Consider the following 22,762-nt stretch of genomic DNA (forward strand, 5'->3'; position numbering starts at 1 on the left):
CCACTGAAGATTAGTAAATTAAATTGTCGGCCAGCAAAATGTGCTGCCGTTAAATTCCTTCCATTGACTTTAAAAAAGCTAATGGCAAACTGCGCGCAATTTCCTTCATTTGCTCTGGTTTCTATCCCCTATGTCAACCTGGTCACGCCCCGTGATACTGCTGCTTTGCGGCCTGATGTTAATGACTGTCGCAATTGCCGTGCTGAATACGCTCGTTCCACTGTGGCTGACGCATGACTTACTGACAACCTGGCAGGTGGGTATAGTAAGTTCGTCTTATTACACCGGTAATCTCGCAGGCACGCTGCTGGCTGGCTGGTTAATCAGACAGTACGGCTTCAATCGCAGCTATTACCTGGCTACCGTGATGTTTGCCGTCGCGACCCTGTGCCTGGCGATGATGTCGGGCTTCTGGGCCTGGAGTTCAATGCGATTCATCGCGGGTGTCGGCTGTGCGCTGATGTGGGTGGTGGTTGAGAGCGCACTTCTGTGCAGCGGCACGGTGCGTAATCGCGGACAACTGCTGGCGGCCTACATGGTTGTCTATTACATCGGTACTGTGACCGGCCAGTTACTGGTCAGCAAACTCTCTACGGAATTACTCAGCGTGATCCCGTGGGTAACCTCGCTGGTCTTCTGCGCCGTGCTGCCGCTGGTCTTTACCCGCGTTTCCAGTAATGGTGAAGCGACAGAGGCGGCTCCGGCCCGCATCTGGCCGATGCTGCGTCGTCGTAGTTCCCGCCTGGGTATTAATGGCTGCATCATCTCTGGCATCCTTCTGGGCTCGCTTTATGGCCTGATGCCGCTTTACCTGTCACATCAGGGAATGAGTGACGCAAATGTCGGTTACTGGATGGCGTTGCTGGTCAGCGCAGGTATTGTGGGCCAGTGGCCCGTTGGCCGCCTGGCTGATCGTTTTGGTCGCATGCTGGTGCTACGGGTTCAGGTTTTTGTCGTTATCCTGGGCGCGATGGCCATGTTGACCAATGCCGCGATGGCGCCTGCGCTGTTTGTGCTGGGCCTGGCAGGCTTCACACTCTATCCGGTGGCGATGTCCTGGGCTTGTGAGACGGTCGCCCACCATGAGCTGGTTGCAATGAACCAGGCGTTGCTGATGAGTTATACCGTAGGCAGTCTGGCTGGACCGGCAATGACCTCTGTTCTGATGCAGAATTATTCTGACCAGCTATTGTTCGTGATGATCGCGGCTGTGGCGCTGATTTATCTGGTTATGCTGCTGCGCAAAACGAATCATCAGGCTACGCCAGTGGCACATGCCTGATCGCCATTTGGCCAAAAGGGAGCATTAAGCTCCCTTTTTTGTGGCCGATTGTTAGTACATCACTTCGTGGCCGTAACTGGCGAGAATGTTTTTCACGCGCTCCATCGTCTCTTTACCCGGCGGCTTTACGCCATCCAGCTTGTACTCTTCACCCATCGCAATCCATTTATGCTTACCCAGTTCGTGATAGGGCAGCAATTCAATCTTCTCAACGTTCTGCATATCACGGGTGAATTCGCCCAGGCGATGCGCGGTGTCATCGTCATCGGAATAGCCCGGTACGACAACGAAACGGATCCAGGTTCTCTTGCCTTTTTTCTGCAGATAACGGGCAAAGTCCAGGGTACGGTGATTAGAGACCCCCACCAGAATCTGATGCACATCGTCATTCATCTGTTTCAGGTCGAGCATCACTAAGTCAGTAACATCAAGCAGTTCATCGATCACCGGATCATAGCGGCGTACGAAACCGTTCGTGTCGAGACAGGTATGAATGCCTTCCGCTTTACAGGCGCGAAACCAGTCGCGCACAAATTCAGCCTGAAGAATCGCTTCACCACCAGAGGCCGTAACACCGCCGCCAGAGGCGTTCATAAAATGGCGATAGGAAAGCACATCCGCCATCAGCGCTTCAACGCTGATCTCTTTGCCGCCGTGGGTATCCCAGGTGTCGCGGTTGTGGCAGTAGAGGCAGCGCATCAGGCAGCCCTGAAAGAAGGTGATAAAACGGATGCCGGGACCATCGACGGTGCCGCAGGATTCAAATGAGTGGATACGACCGTTAACTGACATTGCGATGTGTTCTCCAGTGAGTCTGCCGGGACAGACGGCGCAATCTCTGTTGCGCTCAGGGCAGGAAATCGATTCTGGTGGGAACCTTGATAAAGATGACCAACAAAACAGACTTTTAAGGAAAAGGCTCCGCGAGGAGCCTTTTTATATCGGGTTGAGCCGTGATTACAGTGACTGTGTGAAGGTACGGGTAATCACATCCTGCTGCTGCTCTTTGGTCAGTGAGTTAAAACGCACAGCATAACCGGAAACGCGAATGGTCAGCTGCGGATACTTCTCTGGATGCTCCATCGCGTCCAGCAGCATTTCACGGTTCATGACATTGACGTTAAGGTGCTGACCGCCTTCGATGCTCGCTTCATGATGGAAGTAACCATCCATCAGACCGGCAAGGTTAGTTTTACGCACGTTATCATCTTTACCCAGCGCGTTTGGCACGATTGAGAAGGTATAAGAGATGCCATCTTTCGCATAGGCAAACGGCAGTTTCGCGACGGAAGTCAGTGAAGCCACCGCACCTTTCTGGTCACGGCCATGCATTGGGTTAGCACCAGGTCCAAACGGTGCGCCAGCGCGACGTCCATCCGGTGTGTTACCGGTTTTCTTACCATACACCACGTTTGAGGTGATGGTCAGAACAGACTGTGTCGGCACGGCATTACGATAGGTGGTCAGCTGCTGAATTTTCTTCATGAAGCGTTCAACCAGATCGCAGGCCAGGTCATCAACGCGGGAGTCGTTGTTACCGAACTGAGGATATTCACCTTCGATGTCGAAGTCGATCGCCAGACCATCTTCATCACGAATCGGTTTCACTTTGGCATATTTAATCGCAGACAGTGAATCCGCAGCAACGGAGAGACCAGCGATACCACACGCCATGGTGCGATAGACGTCACGGTCATGCAGGGCCATCAGCGCGGCTTCGTAGCTGTACTTATCATGCATGTAGTGAATGATGTTCAGCGAAGTCACATACTGTTTTGCCAGCCAGTCCATGAAGTGATCCATACGCTCCATGACGGTGTCGAAGTCCAGCACATCATCGCTGATTTTGTCGCCTTTCGGTCCAACCTGCATTTTCAGTTTTTCATCCACGCCGCCGTTGATTGCGTAGAGCAGGGTTTTCGCCAGGTTGGCACGTGCACCAAAGAACTGCATTTGTTTGCCGACAATCATCGGGCTGACGCAGCAGGCGATGGCATAGTCATCATTGTCGAAATCAGGACGCATCAGGTCATCGTTCTCATACTGCAGAGATGAGGTGTCGATTGAGACTTTAGCGGCATATTTTTTGAAATTAATTGGCAGTTTTTCTGACCACAGAATGGTCATGTTCGGCTCAGGTGAAGGACCCATGGTGTACAGGGTATTCAGGAAGCGGAAGGTACTTTTTGAAACCAGAGTACGGCCATCAACGCCCATACCTGCCAGTGATTCGGTTGCCCAGATTGGGTCACCTGAGAACAGCTCATCATATTCAGGAGTACGCAGGAAGCGAACCATACGCAGTTTCATGACCAGATGGTCAATCAGTTCCTGTGCCTGTTCTTCAGTCAGTTTACCGGCTTTAAGGTCACGCTCGATGTAAACATCCAGGAAGGTTGAGACGCGGCCAAAGGACATGGCAGCACCGTTTTGTGATTTAACGGCAGCAAGGTAGCCGTAATAAGTCCACTGTACGGCTTCAACGGCATTGGTTGCCGGGCCCGAAATGTCGTGGCCATATTTTGCGGCCATCTCTTTAATCTGCGCCAGCGCACGATGCTGATCCGAGATCTCTTCACGCAGACGAATGGTCGCTTCCAGATTCACGCCATTCTCTAAATCGTTCTGCAGAGAGGCGAACTGGGAGAATTTATCCGCCATCAGGAAATCGATGCCGTAGAGAGCCACGCGACGATAGTCACCGATGATGCGGCCACGTCCATAGGCATCGGGTAAACCGGTCAGGATACCTGATTTACGGCAGCGCATGATGTCCGGGGTGTAAACGTCGAACACGCCCTGATTATGCGTTTTACGGTATTCGGTGAAGATTTTTTTCAGTGAAGGATCGAGTTCACGGCCATAGACTTTGCATGAACCTTCGACCATTTTGATGCCGCCAAAAGGAATCAGCGCGCGTTTTAATGGTGCCTCAGTCTGCAGACCAACGATTTTTTCCAGCGACTTATTGATGTAGCCTGCGTCGTGCGAGGTAATCGTTGAGGCGAGGTCGGTGTCGAAGTCAACTGGCGCGTGGGTGCGGTTTTCAATTTTGATGCCTTCCAGCACGCTTTCCCATAGTTTAGTGGTCGCTTCAGTTGCGCCCGCCAGGAACGACTCATCACCTTCATAAGGAGTGTAGTTTTTCTGAATGAAATCGCGCACATTGACGCTATTCTGCCATTCGCCTTCAGCAAATCCTTCCCATGCTGAAGCCAGTTTTGCATTAAGTTCGGTCATAATATACCTGCCTTATATGAAGAGACTTTACGGTCGGGCACAGTCAACGTCCTGTGCCGTCAAAATGTGTTTAATGGACCTGGTCACCTTTACGGAGATAGATAACCCAGTAGGTCAACCCAACCAGAATGCCGCCGCCAATGATGTTGCCAATGGTCACAGGAATCAGGTTGTCGAGAATAAAGTTGCTCACGGTAAGCGAGTGAAACTGTGCCGCCGTGGTGCCAGCAGCCTGCCAGAATTCAGGTGCCGCGAAGTCGCGAATGACAATGGCATAAGGAATCAGAAACATATTGGCGATGCTGTGCTCGAAACCGCTGGCGACAAACATGCCAACAGGCAAAATCATTACCACCAGCTTATCGGTCAGGGTACGGCCGGAGTAACTCATCCAGACGGCGAGGCAGACCAGCAAATTCGCCAGCGTACCCAGACAAACCGCTTCGATGAATGTGTGATGCATTTTGTGATCGGCGGTTTCCAGGACATTCAATCCCCAGGCGCCATTCGCGACCATATGCTGTCCGGCAAACCACATCAGGGCGACAAAGAAGAGGGCACCTGCAAGGTTACCGGCGTAAACGTTAATCCAGTTGCGGGCCAGCTGTCCCCAGCTGATGCGGCCACTGGCTTTGGCGACGACGATTAAGACAGTAGAAGTAAAGAGGTCAGCGCCACACACGACGACCAGCATCAGGCCGAGTGAGAAACAGACACCGCCAATCAGTTTGGCTATGCCATAGGGCATCGTGCCGCTGCCGGTGGTCGCTGTAATATAAAAAACGAATGCGATGGAGATAAATACGCCAGCGTTTATCGCCAGAAAGAAGGTGGTGAAGGGATGTTTGGTTGCTTTATAGATACCGGCGTCTTCGGCCACTTTCGCCATTGCGGCTGGTAATAAAAGATTAAAAGGGTTGTCAGTTTTCACACTAACTTACTCCAGAAGTTGTCTGGAAAAATACTAACAAAGGAGTATAGGTCAGGAATTGATATGGATCATGTTTGCCGACGTGGCAGCCAGTAAATCGCAGAGGAAAAAGCGAAATAAACCTCTAACTGTTTGAAATTATTTATTTAAATAAATTTTAAAAATGCAAAATTTTTTTAATGTAAAAAGACTTACCCTTTTTGAAGGGCCTGCCTGATGAGTAATTAATGGCTGATATGTTAATTAAAATAATTTGATGTAATTGAATGGATTTTAATACAGTTAATGTTCCACAAGGAAGGCAGAAAATTATGGCACCAGAAAAGGCCGGTGCCATGTTAATCCTCTTTTTGGATCAGTCGCGTTATAACTTACGCATTTTTCCAGTAGAGACGCTTAGCCGCCTGCAGTTTTTCGTAAGCAGCAAGCAGGGACTGATGGGCCGGGAATGCCTGCAGTTCATCATCAACGGCCTGCAGGCCGTTAAATGGATGTTCACCACTGATGGCGGCTGAGGCTGCTTCCATCGCGCTTTCACCGTACATACGCAGGAAGGCGTGATGATACTGCAGCGGATCACGCTCATCTTCCATTGCCAGTAACAGCAGAGTCTGCAGACAACGATAGTAGTTAGCCCGCTCTGGCGTAAAGATGGAGCTGTTAAACTCCATTGTCCACTCTGTCCAGATCAGTGCCTGATCCAGATCGCCGCCCGCCAGCGCCAGCATCGCTTTTAATTCGCCAACACGCAGTGTGTACCAGCCGTTGTCTTTACCGGTTGCCAGACCCAGTAGTTCGCGAACGCGAGTGAAGTCGTCAAAACCTTCATCATCAAGCTGTCCAATCAGATCCAGATACTCTTCCGGATTCCAGTTGCTGTCAGGCAGGGCCAGCAGGGTTTCACGAATGCCAGCGCCCATGCTGTTATTCGCCAGGAAGAGATCTTCGGCAGGGTAGATATCAGACATCCCAGGTACGATGATGCGGCAGGCATAGACACCCAGATGCTCGTAGTCAGCAATATAGACTTCCTGATCTTCCGAGGCAAAGATGGCCATCAGTGTGGAGAATTCCTGCTCGGTGCTGCCTGCAAATGACCAGTCAACAAAGGGATAGTCCGCTGTTTCTTTAAACAGATCCCATGAGATCAGACCGCTTGAATCAATGAAATGGGTCTCCAGATTGGCATGTTCAGCGACTTCTTCATCATCAAAAGTCGGTGGCGTGAACACATCAAGATCTTTCAGGCTTCGGCCCTGCAGCAGCTCCGTGACAGTTCGTTCCAGTGCCACACCAAAATCGGGATGGGCACCAAAGGAGGCAAAACAGGTTCCGTTGATCGGGTTAAACAGCACCACACAAATCACCGGATATTTACCGCCCAGCGAGGCGTCATAAGCGAAAATCGGGAAACCTTCCGCTTCAAGGCGGGCAATCGCTTCGATCACCTCCGGATAACGCTGCATCACCTCATCAGGAATCGCAGGCAGGCTGATTGCTTCCGCGATGATGCGGTTCTTGATGTAGCGCTCAAACACTTCGGACAGGCCCTGAACACGTGCTTCATTCGCGGTGTTACCTGCGGACATGCCATTTGAGACATAGAGGTTGCCGATGATATTCATCGGGATGTAAACCGTTTGCTGATCCGACTGGCGGGTAAACGGCAGGGCGCAGATACCGCGCTCAGCATTGCCAGACTGCAGATCAATCAGGCCGGAAGCCGTCAGAGCATTGTCGGGATCGTAAAACGCGTTCAGGCGCGCATCCAGAATGCCTTCAGGTAAGGAATCATCCTCAGGTAACGCGAACCATTTTTCATTGGGATAGTGAACAAAGTCGCCGTTCGCGATCTTTTTGCCCAGCCAGAAGTCAGCAAAAAAGTAGTTAGTTGAGAGACGCTCAAAATATTCGCCCAGTGCAGAGGCCAGCGCAGCTTTTTTACTGGCGCCCTTGCCGTTGGTAAAGCAGAGCGGGCAATCGCGGTCGCGGATATGCACTGACCAGACATGGGGAACAGGATTCAGCCAGGAAGCTTCTTCAATGTTAAAGCCGAGATCCTGCAGCTTGTTCTGGAAACGCGCAATGGAGTCTTCCAGTGCGGCATCTTTGCCCGGGATAAATGTTTGCGTCATAGTGCCGCTCTCTCTGTTGTCATGGGGTGCGTAAAGCGCGCAATGATACGGATTTTGCTTACAGACCGCTATCAGGGCGGGACATTTTTACGGGCTTAGTTTTTATCACATCGGCTCTCAGGCCAAACGTGGATTAATGGTGCTGGATGAAGCCTCACAAAATTCCGCGCTGGTTTGCATTGGTAACATAACCTCCGGCGAGGCATATTCAGAAAATGTGACCGCGCCCTGATTTATGATTGCAGCTATCAGTATGCAGTGATAAAACCGAATGGTTATTCATAACCGTTCGATATGACAGTGGTGAGGGGAAATGACGCAAGTTTATAATTTTAGCTCTGGCCCGGCGATGCTACCGGTTGAAGTCCTTCGTCGTGCAGAACAGGAACTGACGAACTGGCGCGGTCTGGGTACCTCTGTAATGGAGATCAGTCACCGCAGTAAAGAGTTTATTCAGGTAGCTGAAGAAGCAGAGCAGGACTTCCGTGATCTGCTAAAAATACCGGCCAATTACAAAGTTTTATTCTGTCATGGCGGCGCACGCGCGCAGTTTGCTGCTGTACCCGGTAATCTGCTGGGTCAGGCGACAACTGCTGACTATGTTGATGGCGGCTACTGGGCGCATAGCGCAATAAAAGAAGCGGAAAAGTATTGTTCCCCACGCACGCTGGATGTCAAAACAACCCGCGACGGTAAACGCGCTATCCTGCCGATGAGCGAATGGGCGGTAAGTGAGGCATCCGCTTACCTGCATTTTTGCCCGAATGAAACCATTGATGGCATCGCCATTGATGAACAGCCTGACTTCGGCAGTAAAACCGTTGTTGCTGATTTCTCCTCTACCATTCTGTCTCGTCCGATCGATGTGAGTCGTTATGGCGTGATTTATGCGGGTGCGCAGAAAAATGTAGGCCCGGCCGGATTAACGCTGGTGGTTGTGCGTGAAGATCTGCTGGGCCAGGCGCATGCCTCAGTGCCTTCAATCCTCGATTACAAAGTACTGGCCGATAACGATTCGATGTTTAACACCCCACCGACGTTTGCATGGTATCTGTCGGGGCTGGTATTTAAATGGCTGAAAGAGAAGGGCGGTGTCGCTGAAATTGATCGTATTAATCAGGCAAAATCTGACCTGCTTTATGGCGTTATCGATCACAGTGGTTTTTACCGTAATGATGTGGCGACAGAAAACCGTTCACGCATGAACATTCCTTTCCAGCTGGCGGATGCGTCACTGGATGCGCTGTTCCTGGAAGAGTCATTTAAGGCGGGATTGCATGCGCTTAAAGGACATCGTGTAGTAGGCGGTATGCGCGCCTCTATCTATAATGCGATGCCGCTGGAAGGTGTGAAAGCGCTGACCGATTTCATGGTCGATTTTGAACGTCGCCACGGCTGATTATTAAAATATCAGCACTAATGCTGATGCCAGACCTCGTCACACGGCGAGGTCTCTGTATTTTTGAGGATTTCGTTTCACATGCAGGACTCCCTGACTCTCCAACCCATTTCGCGTGTCGATGGCACCGTGAACCTGCCAGGTTCTAAGAGCGTTTCTAATCGCGCATTGCTGCTGGCTGCGCTGGCTAAAGGCACTACCCGTCTCACCAACCTGCTCGACAGCGACGATGTAAAGCATATGCTGAATGCGCTGACCGCGCTGGGCGTAAGCTATACGCTTTCAGACGATCGTACCGTGTGTGAAGTCACGGGGAATGCAGGACCACTGAACGCATCTCAACCGCTGTCACTGTTTCTGGGCAACGCCGGCACCGCTATGCGTCCATTGGCCGCAGCACTTTGCCTGGGCGAGCACGATATCGAACTGACCGGCGAACCCCGCATGAAAGAGCGTCCAATCGGGCATCTGGTCGATGCGCTTCGTCAGGGTGGCGCAACCATTGAGTACCTGGAAAACGAAAACTATCCGCCGCTGCGTTTACGCGGTGGTTTTACCGGCGGTGATGTCAGTGTGGATGGCAGTGTTTCCAGTCAGTTCCTGACGGCGCTGCTGATGACCGCGCCGCTGGCGCAGCAGGATACCTGCATCACGATTAAAGGTGATTTGGTTTCCAAACCTTACATCGACATTACGCTCAATCTTATGCAGTGCTTTGGCGTCGACGTTGAGAATCAGAGCTATCAGCGTTTCCTGATTAAGGGACAGCAGCAGTATCAGTCACCGGGCGATTACCTGGTGGAAGGTGATGCCTCTTCCGCTTCTTATTTCCTGGCGGCTGCAGCCATAAAAGGCGGAACGGTCCGGGTCACCGGTATCGGACGCCAGAGTATGCAGGGTGACATTCGGTTTGCTGACGTGCTGGAAAAGATGGGTGCTGCGATCGAATGGGGCGATGATTACATTGCCTGTACGGCTGGAAAGCTGCAGGCCATTGATATGGACATGAACCATATCCCGGATGCTGCAATGACCATTGCCACCACGGCGCTGTTTGCAGAAGGCACCACCCAGTTACGTAATATTTATAACTGGCGGGTAAAAGAGACCGATCGATTGAGCGCAATGGCGACAGAGCTGCGTAAAGTCGGCGCGGAAGTCGAAGAGGGTCATGACTACATCCGTATTACCCCACCTGCGACGCTAAAGCATGCTGATATTGGCACCTACAATGATCACCGTATGGCAATGTGCTTTTCTCTGGTAGCACTGTCAGATACGCCAGTGACCATTCTTGATCCTGGCTGTACAGCTAAAACCTTCCCGGATTACTTCGTTCAACTGGCTAAAATCAGCCAGAGCGCCTGATATCTCTCTCTTCCGGTGCGGTTCCGCACCGGATCTCCCCGGATTTAATCTGGCTGTAACGGCCCAGCGATCCTCTGAATTAACTAAAATTACGAACCCGGTTAGTGCGAAACAGTAACCAAGCCGCGCTATGCAGCGTATAATGCGAGTCATTAATGGTGACCGAAAGGTCAGGAAGCACGCAGCAACAGGAGGGAATAATGACAGTAACTGCCCCGGTCATAACTATTGATGGGCCAAGTGGAGCGGGAAAAGGAACACTGTGTAAAGCGATGGCTGAATCGCTGCAGTGGCATCTGCTGGACTCCGGTGCTATTTATCGCGTGCTGGCATTAGCCGCGTTGCATCATCAGGTCGACATCGAATCTGAAGAAGCGCTTGTGCCGATTGCTGCACACCTCGATGTGCGCTTTGTGTCACAAAATGGTGACATGCAGGTCATCCTTGAAGGTGAAGATGTTACCGGTGAAATCCGTACTCAGGAGGTCAGCAACACCGCGTCACGTGTTGCCGCGTTTCCACGGGTGCGCGAAGCGTTATTACGCCGCCAGCGCGGTTTCCGCGAGCTGCCGGGATTAATTGCTGATGGACGAGACATGGGCACCGTGGTTTTCCCGGAGGCGCCAGTGAAAATTTTCCTGGATGCCAGTCCGGAAGAACGTGCTCAGCGCCGTATGCTACAGTTGCAGGACAATGGCTTTAATGTTAACTTTGACCGCCTTTTAGCCGAGATAAAAGAACGCGACGACCGCGATCGCAACCGCGCAATCGCACCTTTAGTAGCCGCTGGCGATGCACTGGTTCTGGACTCTACCGAGATGTCTATCGATCAAGTCATCGAAAAAGCGCTACACTATGCCCGCGAGAAGCTGGGTATTACGGCTTAACTGAATTTATCACCCTGTACCATGGATCAGGTGCCGGGCATGTGAAACAACCCCATCCGACATGAAGTCAGATGGACGTTAAATTGAAGAATCCTGAAGATTATCAATATGACTGAATCTTTTGCTCAACTATTTGAAGAATCCTTAAAAACAATCGAAACCCGCCCGGGTTCTATCGTTCGTGGCATCGTCGTTTCTATCGACAAAGATGTCGTTCTGGTTGATGCGGGTCTGAAATCTGAATCTGCAATTCCTGCAGAGCAGTTCAAGAACGCAGCCGGCGAACTGGAAATCCAGGTAGGCGACGAAGTTGATGTTGCTCTGGATGCAGTGGAAGACGGCTTCGGTGAAACCCTGCTGTCCCGTGAGAAAGCGAAGCGCCATGAAGCATGGATCACGCTGGAGAAAGCTTACGAAGACGCTGAAACTGTTACCGGTGTTATCAACGGCAAAGTTAAAGGCGGCTTCACAGTTGAGCTCAACGGTATCCGTGCGTTCCTGCCAGGTTCACTGGTAGATGTGCGTCCGGTGCGCGATACGCTGCACCTGGAAGGCAAAGAGCTTGAATTCAAAGTGATCAAGCTGGATCAGAAACGCAACAACGTCGTGGTTTCACGTCGTGCGGTTATCGAATCCGAAAACAGCGCAGAGCGCGATCAGCTGCTGGAAAACCTGCAGGAAGGCATGGAAGTTAAAGGTATCGTTAAGAACCTCACTGACTACGGTGCATTCGTTGATCTGGGCGGCGTTGATGGCCTGCTGCACATCACTGACATGGCATGGAAACGCGTTAAGCATCCAAGCGAAATCGTTAACGTGGGCGACGAAATCACCGTTAAGGTGCTGAAGTTCGACCGCGAGCGTACCCGTGTTTCTCTGGGTCTGAAGCAGCTGGGCGAAGATCCATGGGTTGCTATCGCTAAACGCTATCCGGAAGGCACCCGCCTGACCGGTCGTGTTACCAACCTGACTGATTACGGCTGCTTCGTGGAAATCGAAGAAGGCGTTGAAGGTCTGGTACACGTGTCTGAAATGGACTGGACCAACAAAAACATCCATCCGTCTAAAGTTGTTAACGTAGGCGATGTTGTTGAAGTTATGGTTCTGGACATTGACGAAGAGCGTCGTCGTATCTCCCTGGGTCTGAAGCAGTGTAAATCTAACCCATGGCAGCTGTTCGCTGAGACGCACAACAAAGGCGATCGTGTTGAAGGTAAAATTAAGTCAATCACTGACTTCGGTATCTTCATCGGCCTGGATGGCGGCATCGACGGTCTGGTTCACCTGTCTGACATCTCCTGGAACGCGACTGGCGAAGAAGCCGTTCGTGAGTACAAAAAAGGCGACGAAATCGCTGCCGTTGTACTGCAGGTTGATGCAGAGCGCGAGCGTATCTCTCTGGGCGTTAAACAGCTGGCAGAAGATCCGTTCAACAACTACATCACTTTGAACAAGAAAGGTGCCATCGTCACCGGTAAAGTGACTGCAGTTGATGCTAAAGGTGCTACAGTTGAATTAGCAGACGGCGTTGAGGGTTACCTGCGCGCTTCTGAAGCTTCACTGGACCGCATTGAAGATGCAACTCTGGTTCTGAACGTTGGCGACGACGTTGAAGCTAAGTTCACCGGCGTTGATCGTAAAAACCGTGTCGTAAGCCTGTCTGTCCGTGCGAAAGACCAGGCTGATGAGAAAGAAGCTATCAATACTGTTAACACCAAACAGGAAGAAGGCAATTTCTCTAGCGCTATGGCTGAAGCGTTCAAAGCGGCTAAAGGCGAGTAATCGACCTGAAGCACCGGGTGGGCAACCACCCGGTTTCGGTAAAAGCTGTCATACATTCCTGTAGGGATAAACCGGAGGTTACATGACCAAGTCAGAACTGATCGAAAGACTGGCGGGACAGCATACTCATATACCGGCGAAAGTCGTTGAGGATGCAGTCAAAGAGATGCTTGAGCACATGGCCACTACGCTGGCACAGGGCGAGCGCATCGAAATCCGGGGATTCGGCAGCTTTTCTTTGCACTATCGCGCTCCTCGTACTGGACGTAACCCGAAAACGGGTGACAAAGTGGATCTGGAAGGTAAATACGTTCCCCACTTTAAGCCAGGCAAAGAGCTGCGCGATCGCGCAAACATCTACGGCTAAGCCGATACCGAACCCAATAAACGACATCTCCGGATGTCGTTTTTTTTTGCCTGCTATTCAGGCTGAGCACTGATATCCAGATTACTGTCGTCAACACTGCAAGGCCGCATTCTGTTTGTGAGGGCGCTCCAGCCTGCCTGATTGTTCCCTGTTAGTTTCACCTCAATTGCCCAGAATAATCGAACTGAAACAATGGATACGATTATGCTGACATGGACCGTTCTGGCGCGACTGGTGATCGTTGCAACATTACCGCTATTGCTGATGGCCCAACTGCCCTCAAGTAAGATGATGGTGATGCTGGTACTGATGGGCCTCGCTCTGCTCCATTGCCATTACCCATCCGTTCGCTGGACCGGTATTACGCTGCTGTTGCTGGCATGGGCTTTTAACGATGCCCGTCTGATGGTGCGGGATATTGAACAGCTCTCCGTACGTCCCGCCACCTTTACGCTTGAGATCAGTGAACTGCGGAAAGAGAGAAAGCAAATCCGGGTTCGGCTGCTGGAAGAAGAGGGCAGAATGATATTCCCTCCCCGCTATGCCTGGCTTTATTTCGATACTGATCAGGAAACTTATTGTCCGGGACAACGCTGGACGATGCGACTTCGTTTGAGACCAGTCCATGCTCGTCTCAATGAGGGCGATTTCGATGCGCAGCGTTTTGCTCTGGCTAATAATACGCCGCTCCAGGGCAGGATCCTTAATCAGGTTGCCGTTAGCGAACAGTGTAATGGACGCTGGCGATTTATTTTATGGCATCGCGACAGGACCCACTCCATGCCTGCACGTGCCACGCTGGAGGCACTCTCCTTTGGCATCAGGGATGAAATGAGCCAGCAGACTCGCCAGTTACTTCGGGATACCGGTACTGCGCATTTAATGGCGATATCGGGCATGCATATCGCCCTGGCCGCCAGCACCGGCTGGATCATTACGCGTGGGGTGCAATTTATCCTGCCAGCCCGGCGTATCGGCTATCTCCTTCCGCTTATCGTTAGCTGGCTATTTGCTGCAACCTATACCTGGCTCTCAGGAGCACAGCCTCCCGCAGCGCGTGCATTGCTGGCCCTGACGCTGTGGGCAATAACACGGTTTGCAGGTGTACAACTCAATAGCTGGCAGGTCTGGACCTTCTGTATTGGATTGCTGCTGGTGACGGATCCGCTGACCGTTTTGTCTGACAGTTTCTGGCTCTCGGTACTGGCTGTAGGCATGCTGCTGGTCTGGTACCACTGGTTTCCCTTGCCTGCACGCTTCCGTCATCAAAAGCGATGGATTCCGATACAACTGCTGCATTTGCAGGTGGGCATGATGATTTTAATGGTGCCGTTGCAGGTAGCGATATTCAACGGGATCAGCCTGACCGCACTGCTGGCAAATCTGGTGGCAATTCCGGTCATCTCGTTCATTACTATGCCATTGATAACGTTTGCGTTGCTGCTGCCGATGGCGCCTGTATCGGGCTTCTTCTGGGGGGCGGCCGATCTCTCCGTGCGTGCACTGTTTCATTCTCTGGCTTTACTGCCGCCAGGATGGTGGCCGCTGAGTGGCACAACCTGGTTTACGATTATGGTATGGGGAAGTCTGATTCTCTGGCGTGCGCAGTTCTTCTTTTCTTTGCCATTGAGCAGCTGTGTGTTGGCGCTGGCGATGATATGGAGTCGCCAGCCCCATCAGGAGCCGGGCTGGCGCATCGATATGCTGGATATCGGGCATGGATTAAGCCTGGTGATCAGTCAGGGCAAGGAGGCGGTGATGTATGACACAGGGCCGCGCTGGCAGAACGATAACGCGGGGAGTCGGGTAATCATTCCATGGCTGGAGCGCAAACAGTTACGGTTAAAACAGATCATCCTGAGTCATAAACATCTCGATCATACCGGCGGACTGGAGGCGATTATGCAACGCTGGCCAGCGGTAGAAGTCAGAAGCGCGCTGGCAGAGAAAACGCATTTACCCTGTGTACGCGGCACGCAGTGGCGCTGGCGGCAACTCCACTTTCAGGTAGTCTGGCCGCTAACGGCACCTTTGCCGGGTGAAAATAACGATTCCTGTGTGGTGATCGTTGATGATGGTCAGGTCCGGCTGATGTTAACCGGCGATATTGAAGCGAAAGCGGAACGTCAGTTGGTGGCGCTGGAAAAGCAGGGGCTGAAGGTGGATATTCTGCAGGTACCGCATCACGGCAGCCGTACCTCGTCGACCTCATTGCTGCTGCGCAAAACCGGCGGACACACCGCGATTGCCTCGCTCGCACGCTACAACGCATGGCGTATGCCCGCGAAAAGTGTTCTGGAAAACTATCGAACAGTCGGTTTTAGATGGCTGGATACGGGCCAGTCCGGACTAATCAGTATCAGGATAGAGCAGGGCAGCGTGCAGGTTTACACCCTACGGGAACAATTAATGCCCCGTTGGTATCATCAGTGGTTTGGCGTCAAACGCGAATCCAGGTAGAATGGCCGGCTATTTCCAACAGCGTGAATAAATAATGCATCAAGATAAAGATCTCTCTACGTGGCAGACGTTTCGCCGACTCTGGCCGATGATCGCGCCTAATAAAGCGGGATTAATTGCGGCTTCAGTCGCCCTGATTATCAATGCTGCGGGCGACGCCTTAATGCTCTCACTGTTGAAACCATTACTGGATGATGGTTTTGGTAAAGCTGACAGGTCGGTGATGCTATGGCTGCCGTTAGTGGTCATTGGCCTGATGCTGGTACGCGGCGTGACCAGTTATATCTCCAGCTACTGCATCTCCTGGGTCTCAGGCAATGTCGTGATGAATATCCGCCGTCGGCTGTTCAGCCATATGATGGGGATGCCGGTTTCATTCTTTGACCAGCAGTCGACCGGGACCCTGTTGTCACGCATTACTTACGATTCCGAGCAGGTCGCCTCCTCTTCTTCCGGCGCGCTGGTGACAGTGGTGCGTGAAGGTGCTTCCATTATTGGCCTGTTTGTTATGATGTTCTACTACAGCTGGCAGCTGTCGTTGATCCTGATTGTTCTGGCACCCATTGTCTCATTTGCGATTCGCACCGTTTCAAAGCGTTTCCGCACCATCAGCAAAAGTATGCAGAACACCATGGGGCAGGTGACAACCAGCGCCGAACAGATGCTGAAAGGCCACAAAGAAGTGCTGATTTTTGGCGGTCAGGAAATCGAATCGGAGCGCTTTTCCCGCGTCAGTAACCGTATGCGTCAGCAGGGAATGAAGCTGGTATCAGCATCCTCCATTTCTGATCCCATTATTCAGCTCATCGCATCGCTGGCACTGGCGTTTGTACTTTACGCTGCCAGCTTCCCAAGCGTCATGGATACGCTGACCGCCGGGACGATTACCGTGGTCTTCTCCTCGATGATTGCCCTGATGCGCCCGCTTAAGTCGCTGACCAACGTTAATGCCCAGTTCCAGCGTGGCATGGCGGCCTGTCAGACGCTGTTCTCTATTCTGGACAGTGAGCAGGAAGTGGATAATGGCACACGCGAAATGACCCGGGCGAAAGGCGATATCGAATTCCGTGATGTGACCTTTACCTATCCGGGCCGTGATATTCCGGCACTGCGTAATATCAATCTGTCACTGCCAGCAGGAAAAACGGTGGCGCTGGTGGGCCGTTCAGGTTCCGGTAAGTCGACGATGGCGAGCCTGCTGACCCGCTTTTATGACATTCAGCAGGGCGAAATCCTGCTGGACGGACATGACCTGAGAGAGTACAGCCTGCGTTCGCTGCGTAATCAGGTCGCGCTGGTGTCGCAGAATGTGCATCTCTTTAACGACACCATTGCCAATAACATCGCTTATGCGCGGAGTGAGCAGTATAGCCGTGCAGAGATCGAGCAGGCAGCCACCATGGCGCATGCCATGGACTTTATCAATAAGATGGATAAAGGCCTGGATACAGTGATTGGCGAGAATGGCGTGCTGCTATCTGGCGGTCAGCGTCAGCGTATCGCCATTGCCCGCGCACTGCTGCGTGATTGTCCGATTCTGATCCTGGATGAAGCGACCTCTGCGCTGGATACTGAGTCAGAACGCGCCATTCAGTCTGCACTCGATGAGTTGCAGAAGAACCGTACTTCGCTGGTGATTGCGCACCGTCTCTCAACCATTGAGAAAGCGGATGAAATCGTGGTCATTGAAGATGGTCAGATTGTTGAGCGCGGTACGCATCAGGTGTTGCTGGCAGAACGCGGTGCCTATGCACAACTGCATAAGATGCAATTCGGCCAATGATTGAACGTATCTGGAGTGGTCGCTCACCGCTATGGCTACTGCTATGGCCATTCAGCCTGCTGTATGGTGCGATCACGGCCCTGATACGTTTCAGTTACAGGCGTGGCTGGCGTAAAAGCTGGCGCGCGCCTTTGCCGGTCGTGGTGGTGGGTAACCTCACTGCCGGCGGCAACGGAAAGACGCCGGTGGTGATCTGGCTGGTTGAGGCGTTGCAGCAGCGCGGCCTGCGTGCTGGCGTCGTCTCCAGAGGGTATGGCGGCAAGGCAGATCAGTATCCCTTGCTGGTCACCGCACAGACCAGCACGGAACAGGCCGGTGATGAGCCGGTTTTAATCGCTCAGCGCACCGGGGCGCCGGTCGCGGTGGCGCCCAGAAGGCGACAGGCGATTGAAGCATTACTGCAACAGGGCTCGCTGGATGTGGTCATCACTGATGACGGCCTGCAACATTACGCCCTGCAGCGCGATCGCGAGATCGTGGTGGTGGATGGCGTACGCCGCTTTGGCAATGGCTGGTGGTTGCCCGCAGGTCCGATGCGCGAACGCGCTTCTCGTCTGCGGCAGGTTGATGCCGTCATCATCAACGGTGGCGACGCGCAGCCCGACGAGATTGCCATGCAGCTTCAGCCCGGGCTGGCCACCAATCTCCTGACCGGGGAAACCTGTCCAGCTGAGCAACTGGGTGCGGTAGTTGCGATGGCCGGTATAGGCCATCCTCCCCGTTTTTTCACCACGCTGAAAAAGCAGGGCATCACGCCAGTTGCAGAGATCGCCTTTGCCGATCATCATGCCTACAGCGAGGATGAGCTGACCCGATTACTCCGGACAGGCCAGCAGCTGTTGATGACCGAAAAAGACGCGGTGAAATGCCGCGACTTTGCTCAGCCTGACTGGTGGTATCTGCCGGTCGATGCTCACCTGACCGGTAAATCCGTCACGCCATTACTGGCTGATATTGAACAACTCTGTCGCCGCACGCTCTGATACCCGCACCCATTCAGGTGATGCCTGATAAGGAAGAGGATGAACAGCCCGCATTCACTTTCGTTACAGCAAGCACGTCATCTTCATCTCGCCGCGCAGGGCCTGCTGCGCGCGCCGGCAAAACGCGCGGTGTATCAGGATCTGATCAACTGCATCTCCCGCATGTCGCTGCTGCAAATCGATACCATTCATGTGGTGGCCCGCAGTCCCTATCTGGTGCTGTTCAGTCGCCTGGGTAATTATCCTCAGGCATGGCTGGAGCAGGCGCTGGCGCAGGGGGAACTCTTTGAATACTGGGCGCATGAAGCCTGTTTTATTCCCCGCGCCGATTACAGACTGCTTCGTCATCGCATGTTGTCGCCTGAACGTCTGGGCTGGAAATACAACGCGCAATGGGTTGCTGACCACCAGCAGGCGATTGCTGAACTATTGCAGCAGATCCGGGAAAATGGCCCGGTGCGCGCCGCCGATTTTACGCACGCCGATAACCCGAAGTCAGGCTGGTGGGCATGGAAACCGCACAAACGTCATCTGGAAAATCTCTTCAGCGCCGGTGAGCTGATGGTCGCAGAACGCCGCAATTTTCAGCGCGTCTACGATCTGCGCAGCCGCGTAATGCCTGACTGGCAGGATGAACTGCATGGTATCAGCGAAGCCGAAGCGACCCGTCAGATGCTGATGAACAGCGCCCGCAGCTTAGGGGTTTTCCGCGCGGCCTGGCTGGCGGATTACTATCGCCTGAAGCGGGCACCCGTAAAAGACTTTATCGCTGACGCCGAGGCTGCGGGCGATCTGGTCGCCGTCAATACAGAGGGTCTTGGCGAGATGTGGCTGCATCGTGACCTGCTGCCGTTGCTGGAGACGCCGCTGCAGGCGACGCACAGCACAGTGCTTTCTCCGTTTGATCCGGTGGTCTGGGATCGCAAACGCGCGCTTGAGCTGTTTAACTTCGACTACCGTATCGAGTGCTATACCCCCGAGGAGAAGCGCAAGTTTGGCTATTTTGTGTTGCCCATCCTCCATCGCGGGCAAATAAAAGGCCGGCTTGATGCCCGTATGCTGCGTCAGTCAAAACAGCTGGAGATTAAAAAACTCTGGCTGGAAGAGAAAACCCGTGTCACGGCGCGTTTTGCAGCAGATATCCGGCGCGCGATTGAACGCTTCGCAGCCTGGCAGGGCGCAGAAAGCGTCGCCATCCTGCAGGTACCCGATGCGCTTAAAGCGCACTGGCCAGCCCTGTGGACGCTGGATTAATCAAATTTTCGGCAGCCGCTGTGGGATGGTGTTTTACTCCATCCCGCATACGCCGCGCTATGGTATGCTTGAACCCTTACGCATTCGGTCCCTGATGGAGGACATATGGATCATCGTTTACTCGAAATCGTTGCCTGCCCGGTGTGCAATGGCAAACTCTACTTCAACAATGCACAGCAGGAGCTGATCTGCAAACCTGATGGCCTGGCCTTCCCGGTTCGTGACGGCATTCCGGTGCTGCTGGAAACGGAAGCCCGCACGCTCTCCGTCGAAGAGATTCATCCATGAGTTTTACGGCCATCATTCCTGCGCGTTATGCGTCAACCCGCTTACCGGGCAAGCCACTGCTTGATATCCATGGTAAACCGATGGTCGTGCATGTGATGGAGCGCGCCCGTGAATCGGGTGCCAGCCGTGTCATCGTTGCTACCGATCATCCTGACGTGGCAAAGGCCGTCGAGGCGGCAGGCGGCGAAGTCTGCATGACGCGCGCCGATCACCAGTCCGGCACGGAGCGGCTGGCGGAAGTGATCGAAAAATATCAGTTTGCCGATGACGAAATCATCGTCAACGTCCAGGGCGATGAGCCGATGATCCCGGCAGAGATTTTGCGTCAGGTGGCGACCAATCTGGCGGGGTCAGCAGCGGGCATGGCGACGCTGGCGGTGCCAATTACGGATGCGGAAGAAGCTTTTAATCCGAATGCGGTGAAAGTGGTCATGGATGTGAATGGCTACGCGCTCTATTTCTCACGGGCCACCATTCCGTGGGATCGTGAACGCTATGCCGCCTCGCGCGAGCAGATCGGTGACACGCTACTGCGCCACATTGGCATCTACGCTTATCGTGCCGGTTTTATTCGCCGCTATGTTGCCTGGGCGCCTTGCCCTCTGGAACAGATTGAGCTGCTCGAGCAATTGCGCGTTTTGTGGTACGGCGAGAAAATTCATGTCGCCGTGGCGAAAACCATCCCGAGCGTGGGTGTGGATACGCCAGACGATTTGCAACGTGTTCGTATTGCCATGCAGGCCTGACAAGCGGGGAGCCTGTCTCCCCGTTTCAGCACCACGTTATTGATCCGCCGCTAAACTTATGGCCAACACTTCCTTCAGGATAGGGTGATATTCATCTGAGGAGGATGCCGCATGGAACAGCTTAAATCAGAACTCACGCTGGCGCTGGGTGAAACCATCAGCCGCCTCGAAATGATCAGTGAACATCCACCCACCCGGCTCTATGCGTTATACAATCGTGACGGCCTTCCTATGCCAGTGGTGGCGAAATATTTTCGTCACCAGGGCAGGGCGGCGATGGAAGCCAGAAAACTGGCGTTGCTGGGGCAGGCCGGGCTGGTCGCCGTACCCGCGGTCTATGGTCTGGTGCTGAGCCAGCAGCCGCCAGTGCATGAAATGCTTCTGATGGCGCGACTGAATGGTGTGACGGCGGAAGCACCGGCGCGGGATGCTCAGCGCTGGCAACAGTTCTGCGAACAGGTCGTCGAGGGACTGCTGGCCTGGCACCGGCTTGATAGCCACGGCCTGGCCGGCACAGTGGACAGCACGCAGCAGAATCGCTGGCCCGCCTGGTATGCACAGCGGGTTGAAGTGTTGTGGGCGACCCTGAGCTATCTGCGTCCACCCACCTTTACCCTGGACGATCGCCAGGTGCTGTTCCGCTGCCGCGCGCGACTGGCGCATCTGTTTCGCGGCTTCGATGATCCCTGCGTGATGGTTCATGGCAACGTGCGGCTGCAGAGCATGCTGAAAAACAGCCGCAGTGACCAGTTAATCGCGATGACACAGCCCGGCACGATTCTCTGGGCACCGCGTGAATATGACCTGATCCATCTGGATGCATCGCCAGCCGAAACGGCGCTACTGCATCATTACCTGCAACGGGCGCCGGTCTCAGAGGGTTTTATCTGGCGTCGGTGGGTTTATCAGCTGTGGGACTGCATCGACACGCTTATCCAGACCGGCACCTTTGATCGGCCGCGCTTTGACCATGCTCGCGCACAGTTACTTCCCTGGCTCGGCTGAGCCATCCTCGGTTTTCAGCCGTTGCAATAACGTGCCCAGCGTTTCATAAACGGCACGTTCGCTGTGACTTAGCCAGATCGATGACGGTATGGCCCGTTCCCAGCCATTCAGCGGTGAGGTAATCGCAAGCTGATTGGCGGGCGCGGCAATGGGCTTCAACCCGACCGCGTGGAAAAAGCGTATTGCCCGTGGCATATGATTCGCGGAGGTCACCAGCATTAGCGGGCGATTGCCTGCCACAGTTTTAACTGCCTGCGCTTCGTCTGCGGTATCGCGTGGCTGGTCAAGGATCTGAATATGTTCGTGAGGAACGCCCAGACTTTCCGCCACCTGTGCCGCTACCCAGGCGCTGCTCTTCGGATTGGTGCCGCCCGCTGCACCGGTAAAAATCAGGGTCGACTGCGGATTACGCCGCCACTGGCGCACACCCTCTGCCACGCGAGGCAGGCTGTTATTCAACAGGTTCGAGCTGGGCGCCCATCCCGGATTAAAGGTGTAGCCTCCACCCAGTACCACAATATAGTCCACCTTCTCTGCGCCGTTCCAGGTCGGGTAGCGGCTGTCCAGCGGCAGCAGCAGACGATCCGCCAGCGGCTGCAGACTCAGCAACAGAAGGAGCAGCCAGCTGACCGAGATCACGGTTTTGCCGCTTTTCTGCCAGCCAGTAAACCAAACCAGTAAAATACCAATCGCCATCAGCAAAAGCAGAAACGGCAGGGGTAAAAGCAGCCCGCCAATGACTTTTTTCAGGGTAAATAACATCAAAAATGCGTCCTGTTGTCCGAAAATAGAGCACCCGGAAGGGAAGATGGGGATGAAAGGTTCATTCTTCTGGTGCCTGTGACAAAATAG

General features: G+C 53.4%; 18 protein-coding genes. 13 read left to right on the top strand and 5 right to left on the bottom strand.

From position 1 onward, the window contains the following. Positions 1-130: 130 nt before the first annotated feature. Positions 131-1,282 (top strand): MFS transporter, encoded by a 1,152-nt coding sequence (locus H7K52_RS14150; RefSeq protein WP_003849339.1) that lies wholly within the window; start codon positions 131-133, stop codon positions 1,280-1,282. Between the two features lie 51 nt (positions 1,283-1,333). Here the strand turns inward: H7K52_RS14150 and pflA are convergent, their stop codons facing one another. The 4 genes from pflA to ycaO form a co-directional block, all read right to left on the bottom strand. Beyond that, positions 1,334-2,074, bottom strand: coding sequence for a pyruvate formate lyase 1-activating protein (gene pflA / locus H7K52_RS14155; protein WP_008925842.1), 741 nt, complete (start codon positions 2,072-2,074; stop codon positions 1,334-1,336). A gap of 165 nt (positions 2,075-2,239) precedes the next feature. Continuing rightward, positions 2,240-4,522 (bottom strand): formate C-acetyltransferase, encoded by a 2,283-nt coding sequence (gene pflB / locus H7K52_RS14160; RefSeq protein WP_033761664.1) that lies wholly within the window; start codon positions 4,520-4,522, stop codon positions 2,240-2,242. A gap of 70 nt (positions 4,523-4,592) precedes the next feature. Further along, positions 4,593-5,453 carry a formate transporter FocA gene (gene focA / locus H7K52_RS14165; protein ID WP_003849342.1) on the bottom strand — a complete coding sequence of 287 codons (861 nt, stop codon included), beginning with the start codon at positions 5,451-5,453 and terminating at the stop codon, positions 4,593-4,595. A 371-nt stretch (positions 5,454-5,824) separates the two neighbouring features. Continuing rightward, positions 5,825-7,588, bottom strand: a complete 1,764-nt coding sequence (gene ycaO / locus H7K52_RS14170; RefSeq protein WP_140915845.1) for a 30S ribosomal protein S12 methylthiotransferase accessory factor YcaO — start codon at positions 7,586-7,588, stop codon at positions 5,825-5,827. 313 nt (positions 7,589-7,901) lie between these two features. Here ycaO and serC point away from each other — a divergent pair, with 313 nt between their 5' ends. From serC to H7K52_RS14230, 12 genes are all read left to right on the top strand, one after another. After that, positions 7,902-8,987: a 3-phosphoserine/phosphohydroxythreonine transaminase gene (serC, locus tag H7K52_RS14175; protein ID WP_003849345.1), complete on the top strand. Its 1,086-nt coding sequence runs from the start codon at positions 7,902-7,904 to the stop codon at positions 8,985-8,987. Positions 8,988-9,068: 81 nt separating this feature from the next. After that, positions 9,069-10,355, top strand: a complete 1,287-nt coding sequence (aroA, locus tag H7K52_RS14180) for a 3-phosphoshikimate 1-carboxyvinyltransferase (protein WP_003849347.1) — start codon at positions 9,069-9,071, stop codon at positions 10,353-10,355. A 200-nt stretch (positions 10,356-10,555) separates the two neighbouring features. Then, on the top strand, positions 10,556-11,242 hold the full coding sequence (gene cmk, locus H7K52_RS14185) for a (d)CMP kinase (RefSeq protein WP_008925844.1): 687 nt from the start codon (positions 10,556-10,558) through the stop codon (positions 11,240-11,242). A gap of 108 nt (positions 11,243-11,350) precedes the next feature. Next, positions 11,351-13,024, top strand: a complete 1,674-nt coding sequence (rpsA, locus tag H7K52_RS14190; RefSeq protein WP_003849352.1) for a 30S ribosomal protein S1 — start codon at positions 11,351-11,353, stop codon at positions 13,022-13,024. 82 nt (positions 13,025-13,106) lie between these two features. Then, positions 13,107-13,391, top strand: a complete 285-nt coding sequence (ihfB, locus tag H7K52_RS14195; protein WP_003849360.1) for an integration host factor subunit beta — start codon at positions 13,107-13,109, stop codon at positions 13,389-13,391. A gap of 204 nt (positions 13,392-13,595) precedes the next feature. Next, positions 13,596-15,851 carry a DNA internalization-related competence protein ComEC/Rec2 gene (locus tag H7K52_RS14200; protein WP_182630155.1) on the top strand — a complete coding sequence of 752 codons (2,256 nt, stop codon included), beginning with the start codon at positions 13,596-13,598 and terminating at the stop codon, positions 15,849-15,851. Between the two features lie 34 nt (positions 15,852-15,885). Next, positions 15,886-17,634 carry a lipid A ABC transporter ATP-binding protein/permease MsbA gene (msbA, locus tag H7K52_RS14205; RefSeq protein WP_003849365.1) on the top strand — a complete coding sequence of 583 codons (1,749 nt, stop codon included), beginning with the start codon at positions 15,886-15,888 and terminating at the stop codon, positions 17,632-17,634. Then, positions 17,631-18,617, top strand: a complete 987-nt coding sequence (gene lpxK, locus H7K52_RS14210; RefSeq protein WP_182630156.1) for a tetraacyldisaccharide 4'-kinase — start codon at positions 17,631-17,633, stop codon at positions 18,615-18,617. The genes msbA and lpxK overlap by 4 nt, the downstream gene beginning before the upstream one ends. 39 nt (positions 18,618-18,656) lie before the next feature. Further along, positions 18,657-19,871, top strand: a complete 1,215-nt coding sequence (locus H7K52_RS14215) for a winged helix-turn-helix domain-containing protein (protein ID WP_003849371.1) — start codon at positions 18,657-18,659, stop codon at positions 19,869-19,871. Between the two features lie 105 nt (positions 19,872-19,976). Further along, the gene (locus H7K52_RS14220; protein WP_003849374.1) at positions 19,977-20,159 is read left to right on the top strand and encodes a Trm112 family protein; all 183 of its coding nucleotides are present in this window, start codon (positions 19,977-19,979) and stop codon (positions 20,157-20,159) included. Beyond that, on the top strand, positions 20,156-20,905 hold the full coding sequence (gene kdsB / locus H7K52_RS14225) for a 3-deoxy-manno-octulosonate cytidylyltransferase (protein WP_182630157.1): 750 nt from the start codon (positions 20,156-20,158) through the stop codon (positions 20,903-20,905). The genes H7K52_RS14220 and kdsB overlap by 4 nt, the downstream gene beginning before the upstream one ends. 111 nt (positions 20,906-21,016) lie before the next feature. Next, a complete protein-coding gene (locus tag H7K52_RS14230; protein ID WP_182630158.1) occupies positions 21,017-21,910 on the top strand; it encodes a phosphotransferase in 894 nt (297 codons plus the stop codon). On the opposite strand, the gene elyC is transcribed toward H7K52_RS14230, so the two are convergent. Further along, positions 21,890-22,672, bottom strand: coding sequence for an envelope biogenesis factor ElyC (gene elyC / locus H7K52_RS14235; protein ID WP_110411573.1), 783 nt, complete (start codon positions 22,670-22,672; stop codon positions 21,890-21,892). The two genes, H7K52_RS14230 and elyC, sit on opposite strands and share 21 nt — an antisense overlap. Positions 22,673-22,762: the final 90 nt, after the last annotated feature.

The sequence above is a fragment of the Pantoea hericii genome (assembly GCF_014155795.1).
GTDB classification, from domain to species: Bacteria; Pseudomonadota; Gammaproteobacteria; order Enterobacterales; family Enterobacteriaceae; genus Pantoea; species Pantoea eucalypti.